The sequence below is a fragment of the Bacillus sp. z60-11 genome, assembly GCF_046464135.1.
Classification (GTDB): Bacteria; Bacillota; Bacilli; order Bacillales; family Bacillaceae; genus Bacillus; species Bacillus sonorensis_A.
In genome coordinates this window covers 1,067,745-1,086,454 of the sequence record NZ_JBIYSN010000001.1, presented here as the reverse complement: position 1 = coordinate 1,086,454, position 18,710 = coordinate 1,067,745, and the positions used below count along the sequence as shown (strand labels likewise).

General features: G+C 43.8%; 16 protein-coding genes. 15 read left to right on the top strand and 1 reads right to left on the bottom strand.

Annotation, left to right across the window (positions count from 1 at the left end; translation table 11 throughout):
- Positions 1-457 precede the first annotated feature (457 nt).
- From ACINLD_RS05690 to ACINLD_RS05675, 4 genes are all read left to right on the top strand, one after another.
- Positions 458-805 carry an ArsR/SmtB family transcription factor gene (locus tag ACINLD_RS05690; protein WP_077736679.1) on the top strand — a complete coding sequence of 116 codons (348 nt, stop codon included), beginning with the start codon at positions 458-460 and terminating at the stop codon, positions 803-805.
- A 113-nt stretch (positions 806-918) separates the two neighbouring features.
- Complete coding sequence (locus tag ACINLD_RS05685) at positions 919-2,217, top strand: arsenic transporter (protein ID WP_077736680.1); 1,299 nt, start codon at positions 919-921, stop codon at positions 2,215-2,217.
- A gap of 18 nt (positions 2,218-2,235) precedes the next feature.
- Complete coding sequence (gene arsC / locus ACINLD_RS05680) at positions 2,236-2,655, top strand: arsenate reductase (thioredoxin) (RefSeq protein ID WP_026587314.1); 420 nt, start codon at positions 2,236-2,238, stop codon at positions 2,653-2,655.
- A gap of 110 nt (positions 2,656-2,765) precedes the next feature.
- On the top strand, positions 2,766-3,287 hold the full coding sequence (locus ACINLD_RS05675) for a GNAT family N-acetyltransferase (protein WP_077736681.1): 522 nt from the start codon (positions 2,766-2,768) through the stop codon (positions 3,285-3,287).
- 383 nt (positions 3,288-3,670) lie between these two features.
- Here the strand turns inward: ACINLD_RS05675 and ACINLD_RS05670 are convergent, their stop codons facing one another.
- Positions 3,671-4,669 (bottom strand): LacI family DNA-binding transcriptional regulator, encoded by a 999-nt coding sequence (locus ACINLD_RS05670; protein ID WP_077736682.1) that lies wholly within the window; start codon positions 4,667-4,669, stop codon positions 3,671-3,673.
- A gap of 378 nt (positions 4,670-5,047) precedes the next feature.
- Here ACINLD_RS05670 and ACINLD_RS05665 point away from each other — a divergent pair, with 378 nt between their 5' ends.
- From ACINLD_RS05665 to ACINLD_RS05615, 11 genes are all read left to right on the top strand, one after another.
- Positions 5,048-6,058 (top strand): TRAP transporter substrate-binding protein, encoded by a 1,011-nt coding sequence (locus ACINLD_RS05665; RefSeq protein WP_410206944.1) that lies wholly within the window; start codon positions 5,048-5,050, stop codon positions 6,056-6,058.
- A 51-nt stretch (positions 6,059-6,109) separates the two neighbouring features.
- Positions 6,110-6,616 carry a TRAP transporter small permease gene (locus ACINLD_RS05660; RefSeq protein WP_077736684.1) on the top strand — a complete coding sequence of 169 codons (507 nt, stop codon included), beginning with the start codon at positions 6,110-6,112 and terminating at the stop codon, positions 6,614-6,616.
- Between the two features lie 35 nt (positions 6,617-6,651).
- Complete coding sequence (locus ACINLD_RS05655; protein WP_077736685.1) at positions 6,652-7,947, top strand: TRAP transporter large permease; 1,296 nt, start codon at positions 6,652-6,654, stop codon at positions 7,945-7,947.
- Positions 7,948-7,978: 31 nt separating this feature from the next.
- Positions 7,979-10,396 (top strand): TIM-barrel domain-containing protein, encoded by a 2,418-nt coding sequence (locus tag ACINLD_RS05650; RefSeq protein WP_077736686.1) that lies wholly within the window; start codon positions 7,979-7,981, stop codon positions 10,394-10,396.
- 28 nt (positions 10,397-10,424) lie between these two features.
- Complete coding sequence (locus ACINLD_RS05645) at positions 10,425-11,519, top strand: mannonate dehydratase (RefSeq protein WP_077736687.1); 1,095 nt, start codon at positions 10,425-10,427, stop codon at positions 11,517-11,519.
- Positions 11,520-11,521: 2 nt separating this feature from the next.
- Positions 11,522-12,373, top strand: a complete 852-nt coding sequence (locus tag ACINLD_RS05640) for an SDR family oxidoreductase (protein ID WP_077736688.1) — start codon at positions 11,522-11,524, stop codon at positions 12,371-12,373.
- A 216-nt stretch (positions 12,374-12,589) separates the two neighbouring features.
- Positions 12,590-12,964: a GntR family transcriptional regulator gene (locus ACINLD_RS05635; protein ID WP_077736689.1), complete on the top strand. Its 375-nt coding sequence runs from the start codon at positions 12,590-12,592 to the stop codon at positions 12,962-12,964.
- An 11-nt stretch (positions 12,965-12,975) separates the two neighbouring features.
- On the top strand, positions 12,976-13,845 hold the full coding sequence (locus tag ACINLD_RS05630) for an ABC transporter ATP-binding protein (protein WP_201278508.1): 870 nt from the start codon (positions 12,976-12,978) through the stop codon (positions 13,843-13,845).
- The gene (locus ACINLD_RS05625; RefSeq protein ID WP_026587299.1) at positions 13,829-14,485 is read left to right on the top strand and encodes an ABC-2 transporter permease; all 657 of its coding nucleotides are present in this window, start codon (positions 13,829-13,831) and stop codon (positions 14,483-14,485) included. Before ACINLD_RS05630 ends, ACINLD_RS05625 begins: the two co-directional genes overlap by 17 nt.
- A 216-nt stretch (positions 14,486-14,701) precedes the next feature.
- Positions 14,702-16,645 carry a BglG family transcription antiterminator gene (locus ACINLD_RS05620; protein WP_077736690.1) on the top strand — a complete coding sequence of 648 codons (1,944 nt, stop codon included), beginning with the start codon at positions 14,702-14,704 and terminating at the stop codon, positions 16,643-16,645.
- A 141-nt stretch (positions 16,646-16,786) separates the two neighbouring features.
- A complete protein-coding gene (locus tag ACINLD_RS05615; protein WP_026587297.1) occupies positions 16,787-18,709 on the top strand; it encodes a fructose-specific PTS transporter subunit EIIC in 1,923 nt (640 codons plus the stop codon).
- The last annotated feature ends 1 nt before the right edge of the window (position 18,710 follow it).

Here is an 18,710-nt window from a genome sequence, read left to right as displayed (position 1 = left end):
GTGTTGCAATACTAATGAGGGAAGCAGTCAATTGATCGGGCAAAAGCCGTAAACAGACTTCGGAAACATTCCAGTTAACAGGGCGATTATCACATCATTTCCTTCGGAGGGGATCTTATTGCCGCATATTAAACCGATCTTCACGGTGCCTTTGATCGTCATCATTCATGCAGGTGTTCTCTTTTTTTTGGCTTTTTTTACACAAACGGCTTCATCATATGGGGATGTTCAACGATATGTGGAATCATCATCTGCTTGACAAGTCATAAAACAGCTGGATATAACTTCTACTTTGAAGACGATGATTTTAGCCGTATTATGATCGCCAGCTCGATGCCATGATGAGTGAACACAAATGGAGAAGGAAAAATATTTTTCATCAACTCTTGATTATATAAACGATTAATTATATAATACTGACTGAAATCATCAGGCAAACATGAGGAGGACCATTGCTATGGCTGTACAAACAAAGCTTGATTCTTTAAGCACTGTCAACTGCATGAAGATGTTAAGCGATCCAACCAGGCTGCTCATGCTGAAGCTGCTGCAGGAGAAATCGTATTGCGTCTGCCAGCTTGTCGACATGTTCGAAACGAGCCAGCCCGCGATCAGCCAGCATTTGCGAAAGTTGAAGAAAGCAAACATGATCAAGGAAGAAAGAAGGGAGCAATGGCGGTTCTATTCTCTCAATGACGATTTTCCCGCACGGGAATTAGTGCTTAGCATTGTGGAACAGCTTGATGACGGTGATGAAGTTTTTCAAGCCGTTAAATCGAAAGAAAAACCTGTTTCGTGCAGTTAATAGGAGGGAAAGCATTCAATGTCCGGTTGGCCTCCTGTATTCTCAATATAAACATCCCTTTATATAATCAATTTATTATATACGGACCATCAATAGGCAAGGGAGGATTACAATTGACGTCTGCGGTTTTAGCCATCATCATTTTTTTGCTGACGCTTATATTCGTCATTTGGCAGCCGAAAAATTTATCCATCGGCTGGTCGGCCTGCGGGGGAGCTGTTTTGGCCTTCATCGCGGGAGTTGTTAATGTTCAGGATGTTCTAGATGTGACAAGTATTGTCTGGAACGCAACTTTAGCCTTCGTGGCGATTATCATTATTTCTCTAATACTGGATGAAATCGGATTTTTTGAGTGGGCTGCCTTACATATGGCAAAGGCAGCAAAAGGAAACGGCATTCGGATGTTTATCTATATTTCCGTCTTGGGTGCCGTTGTCGCCGCACTGTTTGCCAATGATGGAGCTGCTTTAATATTGACTCCGATCGTTCTCGCCATGGTGCGCGCCCTGAACTTTGAGGAGAAGCTGGTGTTTCCTTTTATCATCGCAAGCGGTTTTATCGCCGACTCCACATCACTGCCGCTTGTCGTCAGCAACCTTGTTAACATCGTCTCGGCCGATTTCTTTCATATCGGCTTTATCGAATACGCGGGACGGATGATCGTTCCAAATCTGTTTTCCCTTGTTGCAAGCATGATCGTCCTTTATTTGTTTTTCCGGAAGAGCATCCCGCGTCATTATGATATGACATATGTGAAACAGCCGGGGGAGGCCATTAAAGACGGGAAGATGTTCCGCTTGTCATGGTTCATATTGGCCGTCCTTTTAGCGGGTTATTTCGTCAGTGAGCTCTTCTCCATACCCGTATCCATCATTGCGGGGGTGATTGCCGTCATCTTCTTAATGGCTGCGAAAAACAGTCCGGCTGTTGAAACGAAAAAAGTGCTGAAAGGCGCTCCTTGGGCGATCGTCTTTTTCTCGATTGGCATGTATGTCGTCGTATACGGACTGAAAAACGCGGGTTTAACAGCTGTCCTTTCACAGGTGATAGAAGCTGCCGCTGATCACGGACTGTTTGCGGGGACGATTGCCATGGGCTTCATCGCAGCCATACTGTCTGCTGTCATGAACAACATGCCGACGGTTATGATCGATGCGCTTGCGATTCAGCACACGGATACCCACGGCATCATGAGGGAAGCCTTGATCTATGCCAATGTGATCGGTTCCGACCTCGGTCCGAAAATCACGCCGATCGGCTCCCTGGCGACGCTTTTATGGCTTTATGTCCTTTCATTGAAAGGCGTGAGGATTTCTTGGGGAACCTATTTTAAAACAGGCGTCATTTTAACGATTCCTACACTTTTTATCACACTTGTCGGACTTTATGTCTGGCTGCTTTTCATCCATTAAAAAAGGAGACGATGAACTATGTCAAAGAAAACCATTTATTTTTTATGCACAGGCAACTCCTGCCGCAGTCAAATGGCTGAAGGCTGGGCGAAACAATACCTTGGAAACGAATGGAACGTCCACAGCGCGGGCATTGAAGCGCACGGATTAAATCCGAATGCCGTAAAAGCCATGAAGGAAGCCGGCATCGATATTTCCGGACAGACATCAGATATCATTGATCCAAATATTTTAAACAATGCGGATCTTGTCGTTACACTGTGCGGAGACGCGGCTGACAAATGCCCGATGACACCGCCGCACGTCAAGCGCGAACACTGGGGGTTTGACGATCCGGCAAAAGCTGAGGGAACCGAAGAAGAAAAATGGGCATTTTTCCAGCGGGTGCGCGATGAAATCGGCGAACGGATCAAGCGTTTTGCACAAGACGGCGAATAATTCACAGACAGGGCTCAGATTGAAATCAATCTGGGCTTTTTTTATTTCAACCGGAAACAAGCATGCCCATGTTATAATCTTACGTAATGACTTGATAGGAGTGGACAAGTATGATCATCAGAAAAGCTAAAGCGGAGGACGCCGACCAAATCGCAAACGTTCATGTGGAAACCTGGAGAGCGGCATATCAAGGAATTCTGCCGGACGATACATTATCAACACTTTCACTCAAAAAACAGGCAGACCTTTGGAAAACATCTTTAAGCGATCCCAACGATCAAGAGGTTGTCTTTGTTGCAGAGGAGACAGGCGGCAGCATCGCAGGCTTTGCCTCAGGAGGGCCGAGCCGCCTGCAGCACAGCGCATATCAAGGTGAAGTGTCCGCGATTTATCTTTTACCGCGGTATCACAAGCAGGGAATCGGCCGGCGGATGATGCAGACTGTGGCAAGGGAGCTCAAAAAGCAAAACATGAATTCCTTGATGGTTTGGGTATTGGCCGATAATCCATCAGCCGCCTTTTATGAAAGATTAGGGGGAAGGACATTCGCCTCCCAAAAAATCCGCTACGGCAACATGCATGTGAAAGCTATCGCCATAGGCTGGGCGGATATTAAGGACGTTTTACAATGAGATGTCCCTGATTACTTCGATTTGACTAGGGGATCTTAGTTGAAAAAGGCGGACAACATTCAGTTCAGCGTTTAAGATAAAAACCGGCAAGATATATGAGGAAAGAAACAAAAGCGATCATGCATGATCTGATGAATGAAGGCTTCGGAGTTCAACCCTGCTTAAAGATTGGGTAAAAAATCGTGAGGGCACGTCCTTAAAAGAAGTCAAGGCAGACTTTATTTGCCGCTCTAAAACCACTATTAAGAGTGCAGGGGAAGAGCGAACCAGTGTGCTCCGGAAAAGTACCGAAACACACTGGTTGCATAGTCTTTTTCACGGGGGAAAACTATGATGAACGACTGTTTCGATTTTAAAAAAAGACGCAGAACCCTATCTTTTGTTTACTTGACAGCCGCTGGAGGGGCACAAGACATGCGGATGTTGATTTCAGGGTCCATTTTTTGTGTTAAAGGGATTGAATTGGGCTCACGAATCAGAGACAGCAAAGAATCGACCATTTTGTGCGCCAATTGATCGATGGGAACGCCTACGCTAGTCAACGGGGTTTCAAGGCTTGCCATTTGCGGAATATTATCATAGGAAATTAAAGATAAATCTTTGGGAATGTTTAAGCGCTGCTCTTTTACGGCTCGTAAAACCCCTACGCTGATATCATAGCTTCCGCTAATAATCGCTGTTGGTTTTTGAGATTGCTGCAAAAGTTTTTTGGCGGCCGAATAACCGTCATACCAACTTAACCCATTCGTGTTTGCCATACTGTTTTGATTTAATTTCAAACCGGTCGCCAATATGACCTCTTCAAAACCTTTATATTTTTCGCTTTGACGCTTGTCATCAGGGGATAGGTCACCGACATAACTAATGTTTTTGTGGCCTAATTGATACAGGTACGTAACCGCTTTGAAAATCGCTTTTTTATGGTTTACATCGACAATCGGATGTGTGTTGCCACCAGACACCCCATAGGATAAGATGGGGATGGTTAAAGTTGCATCAGTGCCCAGTTGAGTTTCACCGCCTTCTTCAAAAATCATGATTCCATCCACACGAAAACTCTTAAACAATTCCACAGCTTCTTTCGCATTGTTCACAGACAAAATCATTGAATAATTGTTTTTTTCCACGACTTCATTTATTTTTGTAACAAGAGCTGATAAAGCGATCCTTTCAATTGTGGGCCAGACAAGGCCGATCGTTTGACTTTTTTTAGATGCCAAGCTTCTCGCTGCAAAATTTGGAGTATATCCTAATTGTTCGGCAAATTGCAGGACTCTTTTCTTTGTCTCTGGCTTAACAAGAGGACTGTCTCTCAAAGCTTTTGAGACAGTTGAATAACTTACACCGGAAGCCCGTGCGATGTCTTTAATTGTTACATTCATTTTGGATCCTCCAAAAGATTTAAAAATATAATATTGAAAATTTTCAAAAAGAACTTTATCATTTATAATAACAACGTTGTTATTATAAATGATACTTCATGAAATAACAATCACATAAATTTGACACCTAAAATAACAACGTTGTTAAAATGTTTTTCCAGATAATGCGGCTTATTTTTAACAACGTTGTTAAAGCAACGGGAAGGAGGTTGATTTAAAATAACACAACCCAATGATTGGAGGGTAAACCTTAAGACGCTTTCATTTGAGGCGCCCCATTCGCCATTTAAGAAAGAATGTAAACGCTATCAAAACCGATCAGACTGTAAGACAATGCAAGAAAATCTGAAACATTATGCCATTTAAGGAGGGGAGATCATGAGAAAAATCCTATCTGTGTTTTTCGTATGCGCTTTAGTTTCAGGAATGCTTACGGGATGTAAAAGCATTGATTCAAAAGGAGCTGATAAAACGGTCATGTTGCGGCTCGCCCATAATCATAATGAGGCGCATCCCACCCACAAGTCTTTAGTTGAATTTTCAAAAGAAGTGGAAAAGAAAACAAATGGCGCCGTTAAAGTGCAATTGTATCCTAATGCTCAGCTCGGTTCAGAACGTGAAGTGATCGAAATGACACAAACAGGGGCAGTCGACATTGCAAAAGTAAGTGCAAGCGCTTTGGAAAGCTTCTCCGACGTTTACTCACTCTTCAGCCTGCCGTATTTATTTGACACCAAGGATCATTTCTACGAAGTAATGGACAGTGATATTGCAAAAGACATTTACCAAACAACAAAAAGCCTGGGATTCATCGGGTTAACCTACTATGATGCCGGATCACGAAACTTTTATACAAAGAACAAGCCGATCATGCATCCAGACGACCTTCAAGGTTTAAAAATTCGGGTGCAGCCGAGCGCCACCGCGATCCGGATGGTTGAATTAATGGGGGGAGCACCTACCCCAATGGCTTACGGTGAGGTTTATACGGCATTGCAGTCAAATGTCATTGACGGCACCGAAAACAATGAAATGGCTTTAACAAGCAGCAATCATGGGGAGGTGGCCAAGGAATACTCCTACACAGAGCATGCGATGGTGCCGGATATATTAATCATGAACTTGAACAAGATGAATCAATTAAAAAAAGAGCAAAAGAATGCGGTGATGGAAGCTGCGAAAACATCTACGGCGTTTCATAAAATCGTCTGGGCTGAGGAAACCGAAAAAGCGGTAAAAAAAGCAAAGAAGATGGGTGTAACATTTCACAAGCCGGACAAAGCACAATTCCGGAAAGCGGTAAGTCCGCTCCATAATCAGTTTGCCAATAAAAAATCGACTGGAACATACTACAGGAACATTCGCGCGAAAGTTAAAAATTTAAAATGACGCTGCAGGTATGAGGGATTTCGGATCATTTTTCATAAGGCAGGGATATAAATGCACACTTTAAAAAAAGCAGTGGATAAAACGATTGAATGTTTGACAGTTACATTGATGGCAGTGATGGTTCTGGTCGCGATATGGCAAGTATTTACGAGATATGTGCTGAATACTCCTAGTACGTTTTCAGAAGAATTTTTGCGTTATTCGTTAATATGGGTGTCGATGCTGGGCGGTGCCTATGCATTTTCGAAAAAAAAGCACTTGGCCATTGAATGGCTCGTTCGAAAACTCCCAGCTAGAACAAAGGTTTTCGTTCATCTTATCATTCAGATTCTTTTGGTTGCTTTTGCTCTGATTGTGATGGTGTTGGGAGGTTTGAAAGCGGTATTCATCACAATGGGGCAATCTTCAGCGGCATTAGGAATTCCGGTTGGGTATGTTTATCTTTCACTTCCTGTGGCAGGCGTCCTCATCATGGGGTACAGCTTGGCCGATTTATATGAACATTTATATAGAAAACAAAAATCAGGTGAATATGTAGAAAGAGCAGAAAAGATGTGACGAAATCTTTTTCAGACCAAAAGGGGGGAAACGTTATGGCCATTGAAGCAAGCCTCATTTTAGCGGCGGTATTCTTCATTTTGTTGTTTCTCGGTGTACCGATCTCTGTCAGTATTGCGGCGGCGTCGATTGTGACGATGCTTGCCATTTTTCCTTTTGATGTCGCCATTTTCACAGCGGCCCAAAAAATGGTCACAGGGATTGACAATTTTTCTTTATTAGCGGTACCGTTCTTCATTTTATCAGGCATTATGATGAATAATGGCGGGATCGCGATCCGGCTCATTCACTTTGCAAAGCTGCTCAGCGGCAGATTGCCCGGCTCGCTGGCGCATACAAACGTCGTCGGGAATATGCTTTTCGGTTCCATTTCCGGTTCGTCCGTGGCTAGTGCGGCGGCCATCGGCGGGGTCATGTCACCGCTTCAGGAAAAAGAAGGATATGACCGGGCTTATTCTGCTGCAGTCAATATTGCTTCAGCGCCGACGGGTTTGCTTATTCCGCCAAGCGGTCTTTTGATCATTTTCTCACTCGTTAGCGGCGGAACGTCTGTAGCCGCTTTGTTTGTAGCTGGCTACTTGCCCGGAATTTTATGGGGAATGGCTACAATGGCCGTCGCCTGCTTGATTGCAAAAAAGAAGAAATATCCTGCAGCCTCAAAAATTCCGATCAGCCAAGGTTTTAAAGTGTTTTTGGAAGCGATTCCAAGCCTGCTGCTTATTGTGATCGTAATCGGCGGTATTATCGCCGGTGTATTTACGGCAACCGAAGGAGCAGCAATAGCGGTTGTTTATTCCTTATTGTTGTCGCTCTTTTATCGGACATTTCAATTGAAACAGCTTCCCAAAATGCTGCTGGAAACGGTTGAAATCACGGCTGTAATTATGTTCTTGGTCGGGACTTCAACGATGCTGTCATTGGTGCTGGCTTTTACAGGGATACCGGCAGCCATCAGCAGCGGCATGTTAGGATTGACCGATAATCCAATCATCATCCTGCTGATGATGAATATCATTCTGCTCATCATCGGCACATTTATGGACATCACTCCGGCCGTATTAATATTTACTCCAATCTTTCTGCCAGTTGTTCAAAGCTTCGGTATGGATCCTGTTCATTTTGGGATCATGCTCGTTTTTAACCTTTGTATCGGCAATATCACGCCACCTGTGGGGAGTGCGCTGTTTGTCGGGTGCGGCATAGGAAATGTTGAGATTGAACAAGTGGTTAAACCGATTCTGCCATTTTATGCCGCCATCATCATCGTCCTTTTACTCGTGACTTATGTTCCGCAAATCAGCTTAATGCTGCCTCAATTATTTGGACTTTAAAACGCAAAAAAAAGAGGGAGGCATCGGTTTCATGGCAATTAAAGAAGCCTATATGTTTACATTTGTAAAAGAAGAAAATAATGTACTGCATTTTCATTTAAATGAAGGGGATACCCAAGCGAAAATCTTCATTCTTGAAGAAGATGTGATTCGGATTTGGTTGACGGAGGAAGGAGCGCCAACCCTTGAAAAAACGTGGAGCGTTGCACCCGGGCAAACCGACGTGCCGGTGGAGGGCCGCCATCGTTTAGACACGAGAGGATTCACATTACCCCAATACGAATCCCGGCAAATCGAAGACGTTTTTATCGTGAAAACCGGCAAGCTAAAGCTTCATATTCAATTGAACGGGTTCAAGATCAACTGGTTTTTTCACAATGGCTCTGAATGGATCAATGCTGCAAACGATCGGCAAACACAAGCATATAACTTTGGCGGTGCTTTGGGAAAAGGTATACACCATTATTTACAACGCGATCTTCAAGACCAATACTTTGGATTTGGCGAAAAAACCGGCAATCTCGATAAACACGGCAAGCGCTACCGGATGTTAAATATAGATGCGATGGGTTACGATGCGGAGTGGTCAGATCCGCTATACAAACATATCCCATTTTATATGACGAGAAATAAGCTGACAGGTATTTCCTATGGCATATTCTATGACAATCTATCAGCCTCTATTTTTGATATGGGCGCCGAGCTTGATAACTATCATGGACTGTATCGTTATTATCAAGCGGAAAGAGGAGACTTAGACTACTATTTCATAGCAGGACCGAAAATAAAAGATGTTGTTGAGAAGTTCTCCTGGATAACAGGCAAAACCGTTTTGCCTCCGAAATGGAGTTTGGGCTACTCGGGCTCAACGATGAGCTACACCGATGCGCCAAACGCTCAGGAACAATTAAAACGTTTCGTTCGTCTTTGTGAAAAACATGATATATTATGCGACTCGTTCCAATTATCGTCAGGATACACTTCGATCGGTGACAAACGTTATGTTTTTACCTGGGACGATTCCAAAATCCCGGATCCAAAAGAGATGGTTCAACACTTTCATGAGAAGGGCTTACGCTTAGTCGCAAACATTAAACCGTGTTTGCTAAAGGATCATCCGTACTTTGATGAACTACAGGAAAAAGAGATGGTCATCATCAACAATGAAACGCAAAAGCCTGAAACAGCCCAATTTTGGGATGATATCGGAGCTTATTTAGACTTTACGAACCCGGAAACGTTCGACTGGTGGAAAGCCCAAGTAAAAGAAAGGCTGCTTGAATATGGTGTTGATTCGACTTGGAATGACAATAACGAGTTTGAAATATGGAGCGAAAATGCCAAGTGCCACGGCTTCGGCAAAGAAATGGATTTTGAACTGATACGCGCGCTTCACCCGCTTCTGATGATGAAAGCGTCTTTCGAGGCGCAGCTGGAATACAATCCGAAATTGCGCCCGTACCTTATCTCAAGATCCGGCTGCTGCGGCATGCACCGTTATGCACAAACATGGACAGGTGACAACCGCACAAGCTGGAAAACATTAAAATATAACATCAAAACAGGCATCGGCTTAAGCCTATCAGGCATATACAATTTTGGCCATGATGTCGGCGGATTCTCAGGCTCTGCCCCGGAACCGGAATTATTCGTACGATGGGTGCAAAACGGCATCATGCATCCGAGATTTACGATTCATTCGTGGAACGATGACGGAACGGTGAATGAACCGTGGATGTATCCGGAAGCAACCGATGCCGTCAGAGAATTGATCAAGTTCAGACATAGGATCATCCCATACCTTTACACAGCACTGTATGAAGCCCACCAAAACGATCAGCCGATCATTCGTCCGACATTTTATGATTTCGAACATGACGAAAGAACATTTGCAGAAAACGACGATTTTATCCTGGGTGAATCACTGCTTGTTGCATCCGTTGTCGAGAAAGGAATGACGGAGCGGGAGGTGTATTTACCAGTGCATGAACAAGGCTGGTACGATTTCCATACTGGAACATGGTATGAAGGAGGAAAAACAGTCGTACTGCCGGCACCGTTACACCATACTCCGCTTTTAGCAAAAGCAGGGGCGATTATACCGGTAAATGATGCAGAAGCGACATTCCAAACAAAGAACAAGGATGAGAGAGGCTTTATTTTATTCCCCTGCCAAGGAAATGGAAAATCATTTTACCGGCTGTATGAAGATGATGGGATATCGAATGAATACCGGCACGTATTCGCGTTGATTCATGTGGGCATGGAGACAACAGAAGACGAAATCAGACTGTCTGTTCGAAAGGAAGGCACATATGAGCTTCCGTATGATCAACTCACTTTTCATATGCCAAAGGCAGAAAACAGAAAGCTGATGATCAATGGCAGCACGCCGAATAATGAAAACAAGCAGGTTTCGTACAGTTTGCCGTTAGATAATTGCTGGTGAAATTCAAAAACGAGGATGTGCAAAAGATATGAAAATGACGTTTCGATGGTATGGAGACAGCGATCCGGTCACGTTGGAAAACATTCGTCAAATTCCCGGGGTCACCGGCATTGTTTCGGCGATTTATGATATTCCCGCAGGGGAAGCATGGCCGTATAAAAAAATTGCGGAGCTCAAAGAAAAAATTGAAAAGCACGGTTTAACGCTAAGTGTGATCGAAAGTATACCCGTTCATGAAGATATCAAATTAGGTCTGCCGACAAGAAATCAATATATTGAAAACTATAAAACAACGATACGCAATTTGGCAAAAGCGAGTGTTAAAATGGTTTGCTATAATTTTATGCCTGTCTTTGACTGGACTCGTTCTTCTCTAGATTATCCATTAGAAGACGGTTCGACAGCACTCATATATGAAGACGAAAAAGTAAAGCAAATGAATCCGTTAAATGGCGGTCTTAAACTTCCCGGCTGGGACACAAGCTATGCAGATGGACAGTTACGCAGCCTGTTTCAACAATATCAACGAGTTACAGAGGGGGACTTATGGAAAAACCTTTCGCATTTCATTCAAGAAATTATACCGGTAGCTGCAGAAGAAGAAGTAAGAATGGCAATTCACCCGGACGATCCGCCATGGTCCATTTTTGGATTACCGCGAATCATGACGAATAAAGAACATTTGGAGCGGTTTGTAAACCTTTATGACAGCCCATTTAACGGGTTGTGTATATGCAGCGGCTCACTCGGTGCAAATCCAACCAATGACATTCCAGAATTCATTCATTATTTCGGAAAAAAAGGAAGAGTCAATTTTGTACATCTTAGAAATATTAAAAGAATCGGAGAAAAGTCATTTCAGGAATCCTCTCATCGTTCGGAAGACGGTTCTCTCGATATGTATGAAATCGTAAGGGCTTTAAGAGACATAGACTTTGCCGGACCGGTGAAGCCGGATCACGGAAGAATGATTTGGAATGAGACCGGAAAGCCGGGTTACGGATTATATGATCGGGCGCTGGGCGCGACATACTTAAATGGAATATGGGAAGAATTGGCAAAAGAAAGAAATCGGTTCTCCTATAAACGCGGAACACTAACAGCAAACAGAAACGAGGGATGATCATGGAAATTCCTTTTCATGTCAACTTGAAAGATAAGGTGGCTGTAGTAACAGGCGGAGGCGGAATGTTATGCAGCTGTTTTGCAAAAGCATTGGCTCAATGCGGTGTAAAAGTAGCGGTAATGAGCCGAAGACAAACTTCTGCAGCAAAGGTAGCGAAAGAGATTCAGGAAAACGGGGGCGAAGCGATCGCCATTGCTGCAAACGTCCTTGATAAACAAAGCCTGGAACAAGCAAAACAACAGATTAGCGGGACATTTGGCAAATGCAACATTCTCATTAACGGAGCAGGCGGCAACCATCCAAAGGGAACGACAGATAAAGAATATTTGTATAAGGAAGATTTGAATTGTGAACAATTAACAACGTTTTTTGATTTGGATTTGGAAGGTGTCAGATCTGTCTTTGACTTGAATTTTCTAGGTACACTGTTAACCACCCAAGTATTTGCAAAAGACATGGCAGGTCAAGACGGAAATGTGATCGTTAATATCTCTTCCATGAACGCATATACGCCTCTGACAAAAATCCCGGCCTACAGCGGCGCAAAAGCCGCTGTCAGCAATTTCACCAGATGGCTTGCTGTGCATATGTCAAAAGCCGGGATTCGCGTCAACGCTATTGCCCCAGGCTTTTTCCTGACCGCACAAAATAAGCGGTTATTGTGTAGGGAAGACGGAACATATACAGAGAGAGCGCAAAAAATATTGGAGCAAACACCCCTGGATCGATTCGGCGACCCGGAAGATCTAATCGGAACATTACTGTGGTTGGTAAGCGACCAAGCCTCTCGGTTTGTTACCGGCACTGTCATACCGGTTGACGGAGGATTCTCCGCCTATTCTGGAGTATAGGCCGTTAACTTGAGATCAACGGCATTTCAAATCCCAATTTCTCTAAGTGTCTTAACTTAGAGAAATTGGGATTTTATGATTTGGCGCCGCCTGAAAGAAATAACGTTTCAGTGTTAAGCCTGGCACATCTCCAGCTTAAAAGAGACAATTGACAAAGGTGTTATTACTGTTTATATTGTATATATACAGTAATAACGAATTGAGGGATGTCATGCTTTGAACATTATTATTTCAAACGCTTCAGACGAACCGATCTATCTTCAGATCGTCAACCAATTAAAGGAGCAGATCGTCAAAGGAGCGCTCTCGGAAACACAGCCGCTCCCATCGATCAGAAACTTGGCCAAAGAGCTGAAAATCAGTGTGATTACAACGAAAAGAGCCTATGATGAGCTTGAGAAAGAAGGGTTCATTGTCACCGTTGCCGGAAAGGGCTCATATGTGGCAGCCATCAATAAAGACATGCTCCGTGAAACAAAAATAAAAATGATTGAAGAAAAAATGGCAGAAGCCGTCAGTGAAGCCAAGCTCGTCGGCCTGACATATGAAGAGCTCGAAGAGATGCTCAAACTGTTGTATGAAGGGTGGTAAAGATGAACAACATTCTGGAAATAAACAATCTATCGAAACATTATCAGGATTTCTCACTACAAAATATCAACTTCACTCTTGAAAAAGGGTATATCATGGGGTTTATCGGTCCAAACGGAGCAGGGAAAAGCACGACAATTAAGCTGATCATGAACCTGATCAAAAAAGATGAAGGCGAAATCAATATTTTCGGCCTTGACAGCGAAAAGCACAACATCGAGATCAAGCAAAGAATCGGCTTTGTCTACGATGAAAATCACTATTATGAAGAACTGACGCTCAGCGAAATGAAGGGCATCATCAGCCCGTTTTACAAAAGGTGGGATGAAGCCGTTTTTCAACGGTATGCAAAAGACTTTCAGCTTCCTTTGAAAAAACAGATTAAACACTTGTCAAAAGGAATGAAAATGAAATTCTCGCTGGCGATCGCCCTTTCCCATCATGCTGAACTGTTGATCATGGATGAACCGACTTCCGGATTAGACCCTCTTGTCAGGTCTGAACTGTTGGATGTTTTGCAAACACTGCTTGAAGACGAAAACAAATCGATCTTCTTTTCAACTCATATTACATCCGATTTAGAGAAAGTCGCTGACTTTATTACACTCATCGATAACGGACAGATGATATTAAGCAAAACAAAAGACGAACTGCTGGAGGGGTACTGCATTGTCAAAGGAAGCAAAGAAATCTTGAACTCGCGCCAGCCAAACACATTTATCGGTCTGAAAGAAAATCACTTTGGTTTTGAAGCGCTGTCGGACAATCGAAAAGACGTCCTGCAGCAATTCGGGGATTCCGTCATGATCGAAAAGCCTACATTGGAGGATATCATGGTATTTTCAACCAACAGGAGTGATCATCGTGTATCATCTTATTAAAAAAGATATCTTAATGCAGAAAAAAACAATCAAATTATCGCTCTTTTTGATGATCTTTTTCACATTTACGTTTTCTCAGCTTGAGCATATCGGCTATACGCTCGCCGTGTTGGCCATCACGTATCAGCTGACTCTCGGTGCAAGCTCATTGGAGGACAAAAACAACAGCGACAAAATCCTGATCAGCCTACCTATCAAACGAAATATCATCGTCATGTCCAAGTATGTTTCAGTCTATGTGTATGCAGCCTACGCGATTCTTGTCTACTTCTTGCTGAATATGATCTGTCAGTTGCTACACGTACCGCTTGAGTTTCCATTCACAGCGATAGGGGCAATGGGCGCCGTTGTGGCTGTCACTTTGTTTAGCGCCATCTCGTTTCCGTTAATTTTTAAGTACGGCTATCTGAAATCGAAAATGGCGAACCTTATCATTTTTTTCGTCTTTATATTTGGCGGAACAGCAGTTGTTAAATTTTTGAGCGAGGATGAGCATTTCGCTTTTAACAAGAAGCTCACGGAATGGATTGGAAGCACCTCAAACGCGGGAAGCTTCATTCTGTTGATTGTTGCTTTATTTGCCATCATCATTTGTTCATATGGTCTTTCTCTTAAGTTTTATCAAAAAAGAGAGTTTTAATCTAAAGGATCAGAAGGGAGCATGGCTCTTTTTGATCCTTTTTTATTTTTTGCTTTTGATAAACATCATTTTTCCGGAAGCTTCGGTAAAAAATCAAACTTTTGCCTCTTTTATTTCATTATATAATGTAAACGGTTTCGTATGTAGTATACTTATACTATAATTTTAGGCATTAAGGGAAATTGACAGGAAGGATAGAAAACAGGTGAAATCCACATGAATACGAGGCAAAAAGACATTTTATATCTGTTATTATCTGAACCTGATGATTATTTAATCGTGCAAGATGTCGCTGACAGAGTAAAGTGTTCCGAAAAAACGATCCGAAACGACCTTAAAGCGATCGAAGATTATTTAAATGAACATGCTGATGCAGAACTGATTCGCAAACCGGGGGTGGGCGTTTACTTACAAATAGAAGATGATGAGAGGGTCCGCCTGACCCATCAACTATTTCGTGAACACAGCGGCCATAAGCAGAAAACCGATGAGGAAAGAATGCTGGACATCGCTTACCACTTATTAATGAATCCAAAGCCCGCTTCTGCAAAAGACATTGCTGCGCGATATTTTTTAAATAAATCGGCCATCAAAAAAGATTTAACCAAAATAGGAGGGTGGCTGAAGCGGTTTGACCTCACATTGGTGTCAAAGCAACGGCTCGGCTTAACCATTAAAGGGAGCGAAAAAAATAAAAGAAAAGCGATGGCCAGGCTATCGGATTTAATCGACCATCCACAATTTACAAGTCAATTTATCAAAAACAAATTTTTAAGCCATGAAATCGAATGTGTGATGAATGAAATCAAATCAATGCAAAAGCGGCATTCTTTATACTTCACGGATGAAACGAGTGAAAATTTGCTGCTGCATATTTTATTGATGATCCGCCGGATCAAAATGAAGCAGCCGATTTCCATTGCTCAAAAAGACATCTCCCTTGTCGAAGAGAAAAAAGAATATCAATGGACACTATCATTGTTAAAACGGCTGGAGGCCCCTTTTGCCATCCTCTTTCCCAAAGAGGAAATCGTCTATTTGACATTGCATATCCTGGGCGGGAAAGTTCGGTATCCGGGTCATCAGGAAGAGAAAAACCTGGAAAATCCTTTGCTTCATCAGGTTGTCCGGCACCTGATCGACCGCGTATCAGAGCTGAAAATGCAGGATTTCCGCCAGGATCAGGTGTTGATGGGCGGCTTGAACATTCATCTCAACACAGTGTTAAATCGCCTAAACTATGGTCTTTCGGTATCCAATCCAATGCTTAGAGACATCAAAACAATGTATCCTTATTTGTTTCATATTGTCATCGATGCGCTGGAAGACATCAATCAAGCGTTCGCGCTTGCGATTCCGGAGGAAGAAGCCGCATATCTGACATTGCATTTTCAAGCGGCGGTCGAACGTTTTAACCGCGGCGGCCATGCAAGAAAAAAAGCCGTCATTGTCTGCCATATGGGAATCGGGATGTCGCAATTATTGCGAACAAAGATCGAGCGGAAATGCCGGCAAATCGATGTGCTCGACTGTATCGCCAAAGCCGACTTGCCGGATTATTTAGCCAGGCACAGTGATGCAGAGCTCGTCATTTCCACAGTATCCCTGGAAGATATGAAGCTTCCCCATGTTGTCGTATCACCGCTGTTAGAGTCCGGTGATGAAGAAAAGCTGAACGTGTTTGTCGAGCAAATGGATGATCGCAAAAAACAAACATTTAAAATGTTAAACAATACGACGCCATTTTTAGTATTTCTGCAGCAAGAATCAGAGCATCGCTACAAACTGATTGAAAAATTGGCAGCGGCTTTGTATGAAAAAGGCTATGTCGAAAAGGATTACGCCGCACATGCCGTCATGCGTGAAAAAATGTCGGCGACAAACATCGGTGCCGGAATTGCGATTCCCCATGCAAACGCGAAATGGATTAAACAATCGGCCATCGCTATCGCCACCTTAAAAGAGCCGCTTGACTGGGGGGCTGAAAAGGTGTCGCTCGTCTTTATGCTGGCTGTGAAACACGAGGATCAAAACATGACGCGGCAATTGTTTCACGAGCTGTCATACCTTAGCGAACAGCCGGCTTTCATTCGCATGCTGACACAGGAAACAAATGTGATGAAATTTTTATCTTATTTGGACTATGAAAGGCAGGGCTAAGCCCTGTTTTTTAATTTGATAGGGAAAAAAGCCGATTTTTCCGGAAACAACGGTAAAAACAAGCGCTTTTAACATCCTGATTTTGATATACAGTAGTGACAAGCCCTACTAAACATACTTTATTCTAAGGGGAGGACGAGCATGAAACTGTTAGCGATTACATCATGTCCAAACGGAATTGCCCACACATACATGGCCGCGGAAAATCTGCAAAAAGCGGCCGACAGGCTGGGCGTTCAACTGAAAGTCGAAACCCAAGGCGGCATCGGAGTAGAAAACGAGCTGACCGAACAAGACATTCGCGAAGCAGACGCGATTATTATTGCTGCGGACCGGTCGGTCAATAAAGACCGCTTTATCGGAAAGAAATTGTTGGCTGTCGGTGTTCAAGACGGCATCCGCAAGCCGGAAGAACTGATTAAGAGAGCGGTAAACGGCGACATCCCGACCCATCAATCAGATTCAAAATCGGCCCCGGACAGTCAGCGGGAGAAAAAACAAAACCCGATTTACCGTCATCTGATGAACGGTGTTTCCTTCATGGTTCCATTCATCGTCGTCGGCGGACTGCTGATAGCGGTTGCCCTGACGCTCGGCGGTGAGAAAACGCCGAAAGGCCTGGTGATTCCGGATGATTCTTTCTGGAAAACGATTGAACAGATCGGAAGCGCTTCATTCTCATTCATGATCCCGATTTTAGCCGGATATATCGCCTACAGCATCGCCGATAAACCAGGGCTTGTTCCAGGTATGATCGGCGGCTATATCGCGGCGACGGGAAGCTTTTACGGCAGCGTGAGCGGCGCGGGTTTCCTCGGCGGGATTATCGCCGGTTTTTTAGCGGGCTATGCGGCGCTGGCCATCAAAAAATTAAAAGTCCCAAAAGCGCTACAGCCGATTATGCCGATTATTGTCATACCGGTGGTTGCATCACTGATTGTAGGTTTGGCATTTGTACTATTGATCGGCGCGCCTGTCGCGCAAATCTTTGAATCATTGACGGTCTGGCTGGCTGGGATGAAGGGATCAAGCTCCATCCTTCTGGCTTTGATACTGGGCGCGATGATTTCGTTTGATATGGGCGGTCCCGTCAACAAAGTGGCCTTTCTGTTTGGATCTGCCATGATCGGTGAAGGAAACTACGAAATCATGGGCCCGATTGCAGTTGCCATCTGTATACCGCCAATCGGGCTCGGTATTGCGACGTTTTTAGGAAAAAGAAAATTCCAGACGGCAGAAAGAGAAATGGGAAAAGCGGCATTTACGATGGGATTGTTCGGCATTACTGAAGGCGCCATTCCATTTGCAGCGCAAGATCCGCTTCGCGTGATTCCGAGTATCATGGCTGGTTCGATGACAGGTTCTGTCATCGCGATGATCGGAAACGTCGGGGACAGAGTGGCACACGGGGGACCAATCGTTGCGGTGCTTGGAGCGGTGGATCATGTCCTGATGTTTTTTATCGCTGTCATTGCCGGATCACTTGTCACTGCCTTTTTGGTCAATGTCTTAAAAAAAGATATTGCTGAAGCACCGCAGCCAACTCGGCCCGAAACAGTCAAAGACGCACCGATGGAAGCCAAAAAGCACATCAACATGCCGGAAATCAACAAGCTGACCGACATCACCGATATCGAGCTGATCGAGCCTGCATTATCAGGGGAAACAAGAGACGAGATTATCGATGAAATGATCGAAAAATTAGCCAGCGCCGGCGCACTTTATTCAGCAAGCGGATTTAAAGAAGCGATTATGGCTCGCGAACAAGAAAGCACAACAGCGATCGGAATGAATATTGCGATTCCGCACGGAAAATCTGATGCAGTGAAACGGCCAAGCGTCGCATTTGGGATGAAAAGATCGGGTGTCGATTGGAAAAGCCTTGATGGAACAAAGGCGAAATTAATCTTTATGATCGCCGTACCGAAAGAAAGCGAAGGAAACGAGCATTTAAAACTCCTGCAAATGCTGTCGCGAAAACTAATGGATGACAGCTACCGTCAAAGACTGCTGTCTGTGGAAACAAAAGAAGAAGCATACAAGCTTTTGGACGAAATCATATAAA

Coding starts and splice junctions, on each gene's coding strand:
- ACINLD_RS05690 (WP_077736679.1), top strand. CDS start 458: ATGGCTGTACAAACAAAGCTTGATTCTTTAAGCACTGTCAACTGCATG.
- arsC (WP_026587314.1), top strand. CDS start 2,236: ATGTCAAAGAAAACCATTTATTTTTTATGCACAGGCAACTCCTGCCGC.
- ACINLD_RS05675 (WP_077736681.1), top strand. CDS start 2,766: ATGATCATCAGAAAAGCTAAAGCGGAGGACGCCGACCAAATCGCAAAC.
- ACINLD_RS05670 (WP_077736682.1), bottom strand. CDS start 4,669: ATGAATGTAACAATTAAAGACATCGCACGGGCTTCCGGTGTAAGTTAT.
- ACINLD_RS05665 (WP_410206944.1), top strand. CDS start 5,048: ATGAGAAAAATCCTATCTGTGTTTTTCGTATGCGCTTTAGTTTCAGGA.
- ACINLD_RS05660 (WP_077736684.1), top strand. CDS start 6,110: ATGCACACTTTAAAAAAAGCAGTGGATAAAACGATTGAATGTTTGACA.
- ACINLD_RS05655 (WP_077736685.1), top strand. CDS start 6,652: ATGGCCATTGAAGCAAGCCTCATTTTAGCGGCGGTATTCTTCATTTTG.
- ACINLD_RS05650 (WP_077736686.1), top strand. CDS start 7,979: ATGGCAATTAAAGAAGCCTATATGTTTACATTTGTAAAAGAAGAAAAT.
- ACINLD_RS05645 (WP_077736687.1), top strand. CDS start 10,425: ATGAAAATGACGTTTCGATGGTATGGAGACAGCGATCCGGTCACGTTG.
- ACINLD_RS05640 (WP_077736688.1), top strand. CDS start 11,522: ATGGAAATTCCTTTTCATGTCAACTTGAAAGATAAGGTGGCTGTAGTA.
- ACINLD_RS05620 (WP_077736690.1), top strand. CDS start 14,702: ATGAATACGAGGCAAAAAGACATTTTATATCTGTTATTATCTGAACCT.
- ACINLD_RS05615 (WP_026587297.1), top strand. CDS start 16,787: ATGAAACTGTTAGCGATTACATCATGTCCAAACGGAATTGCCCACACA.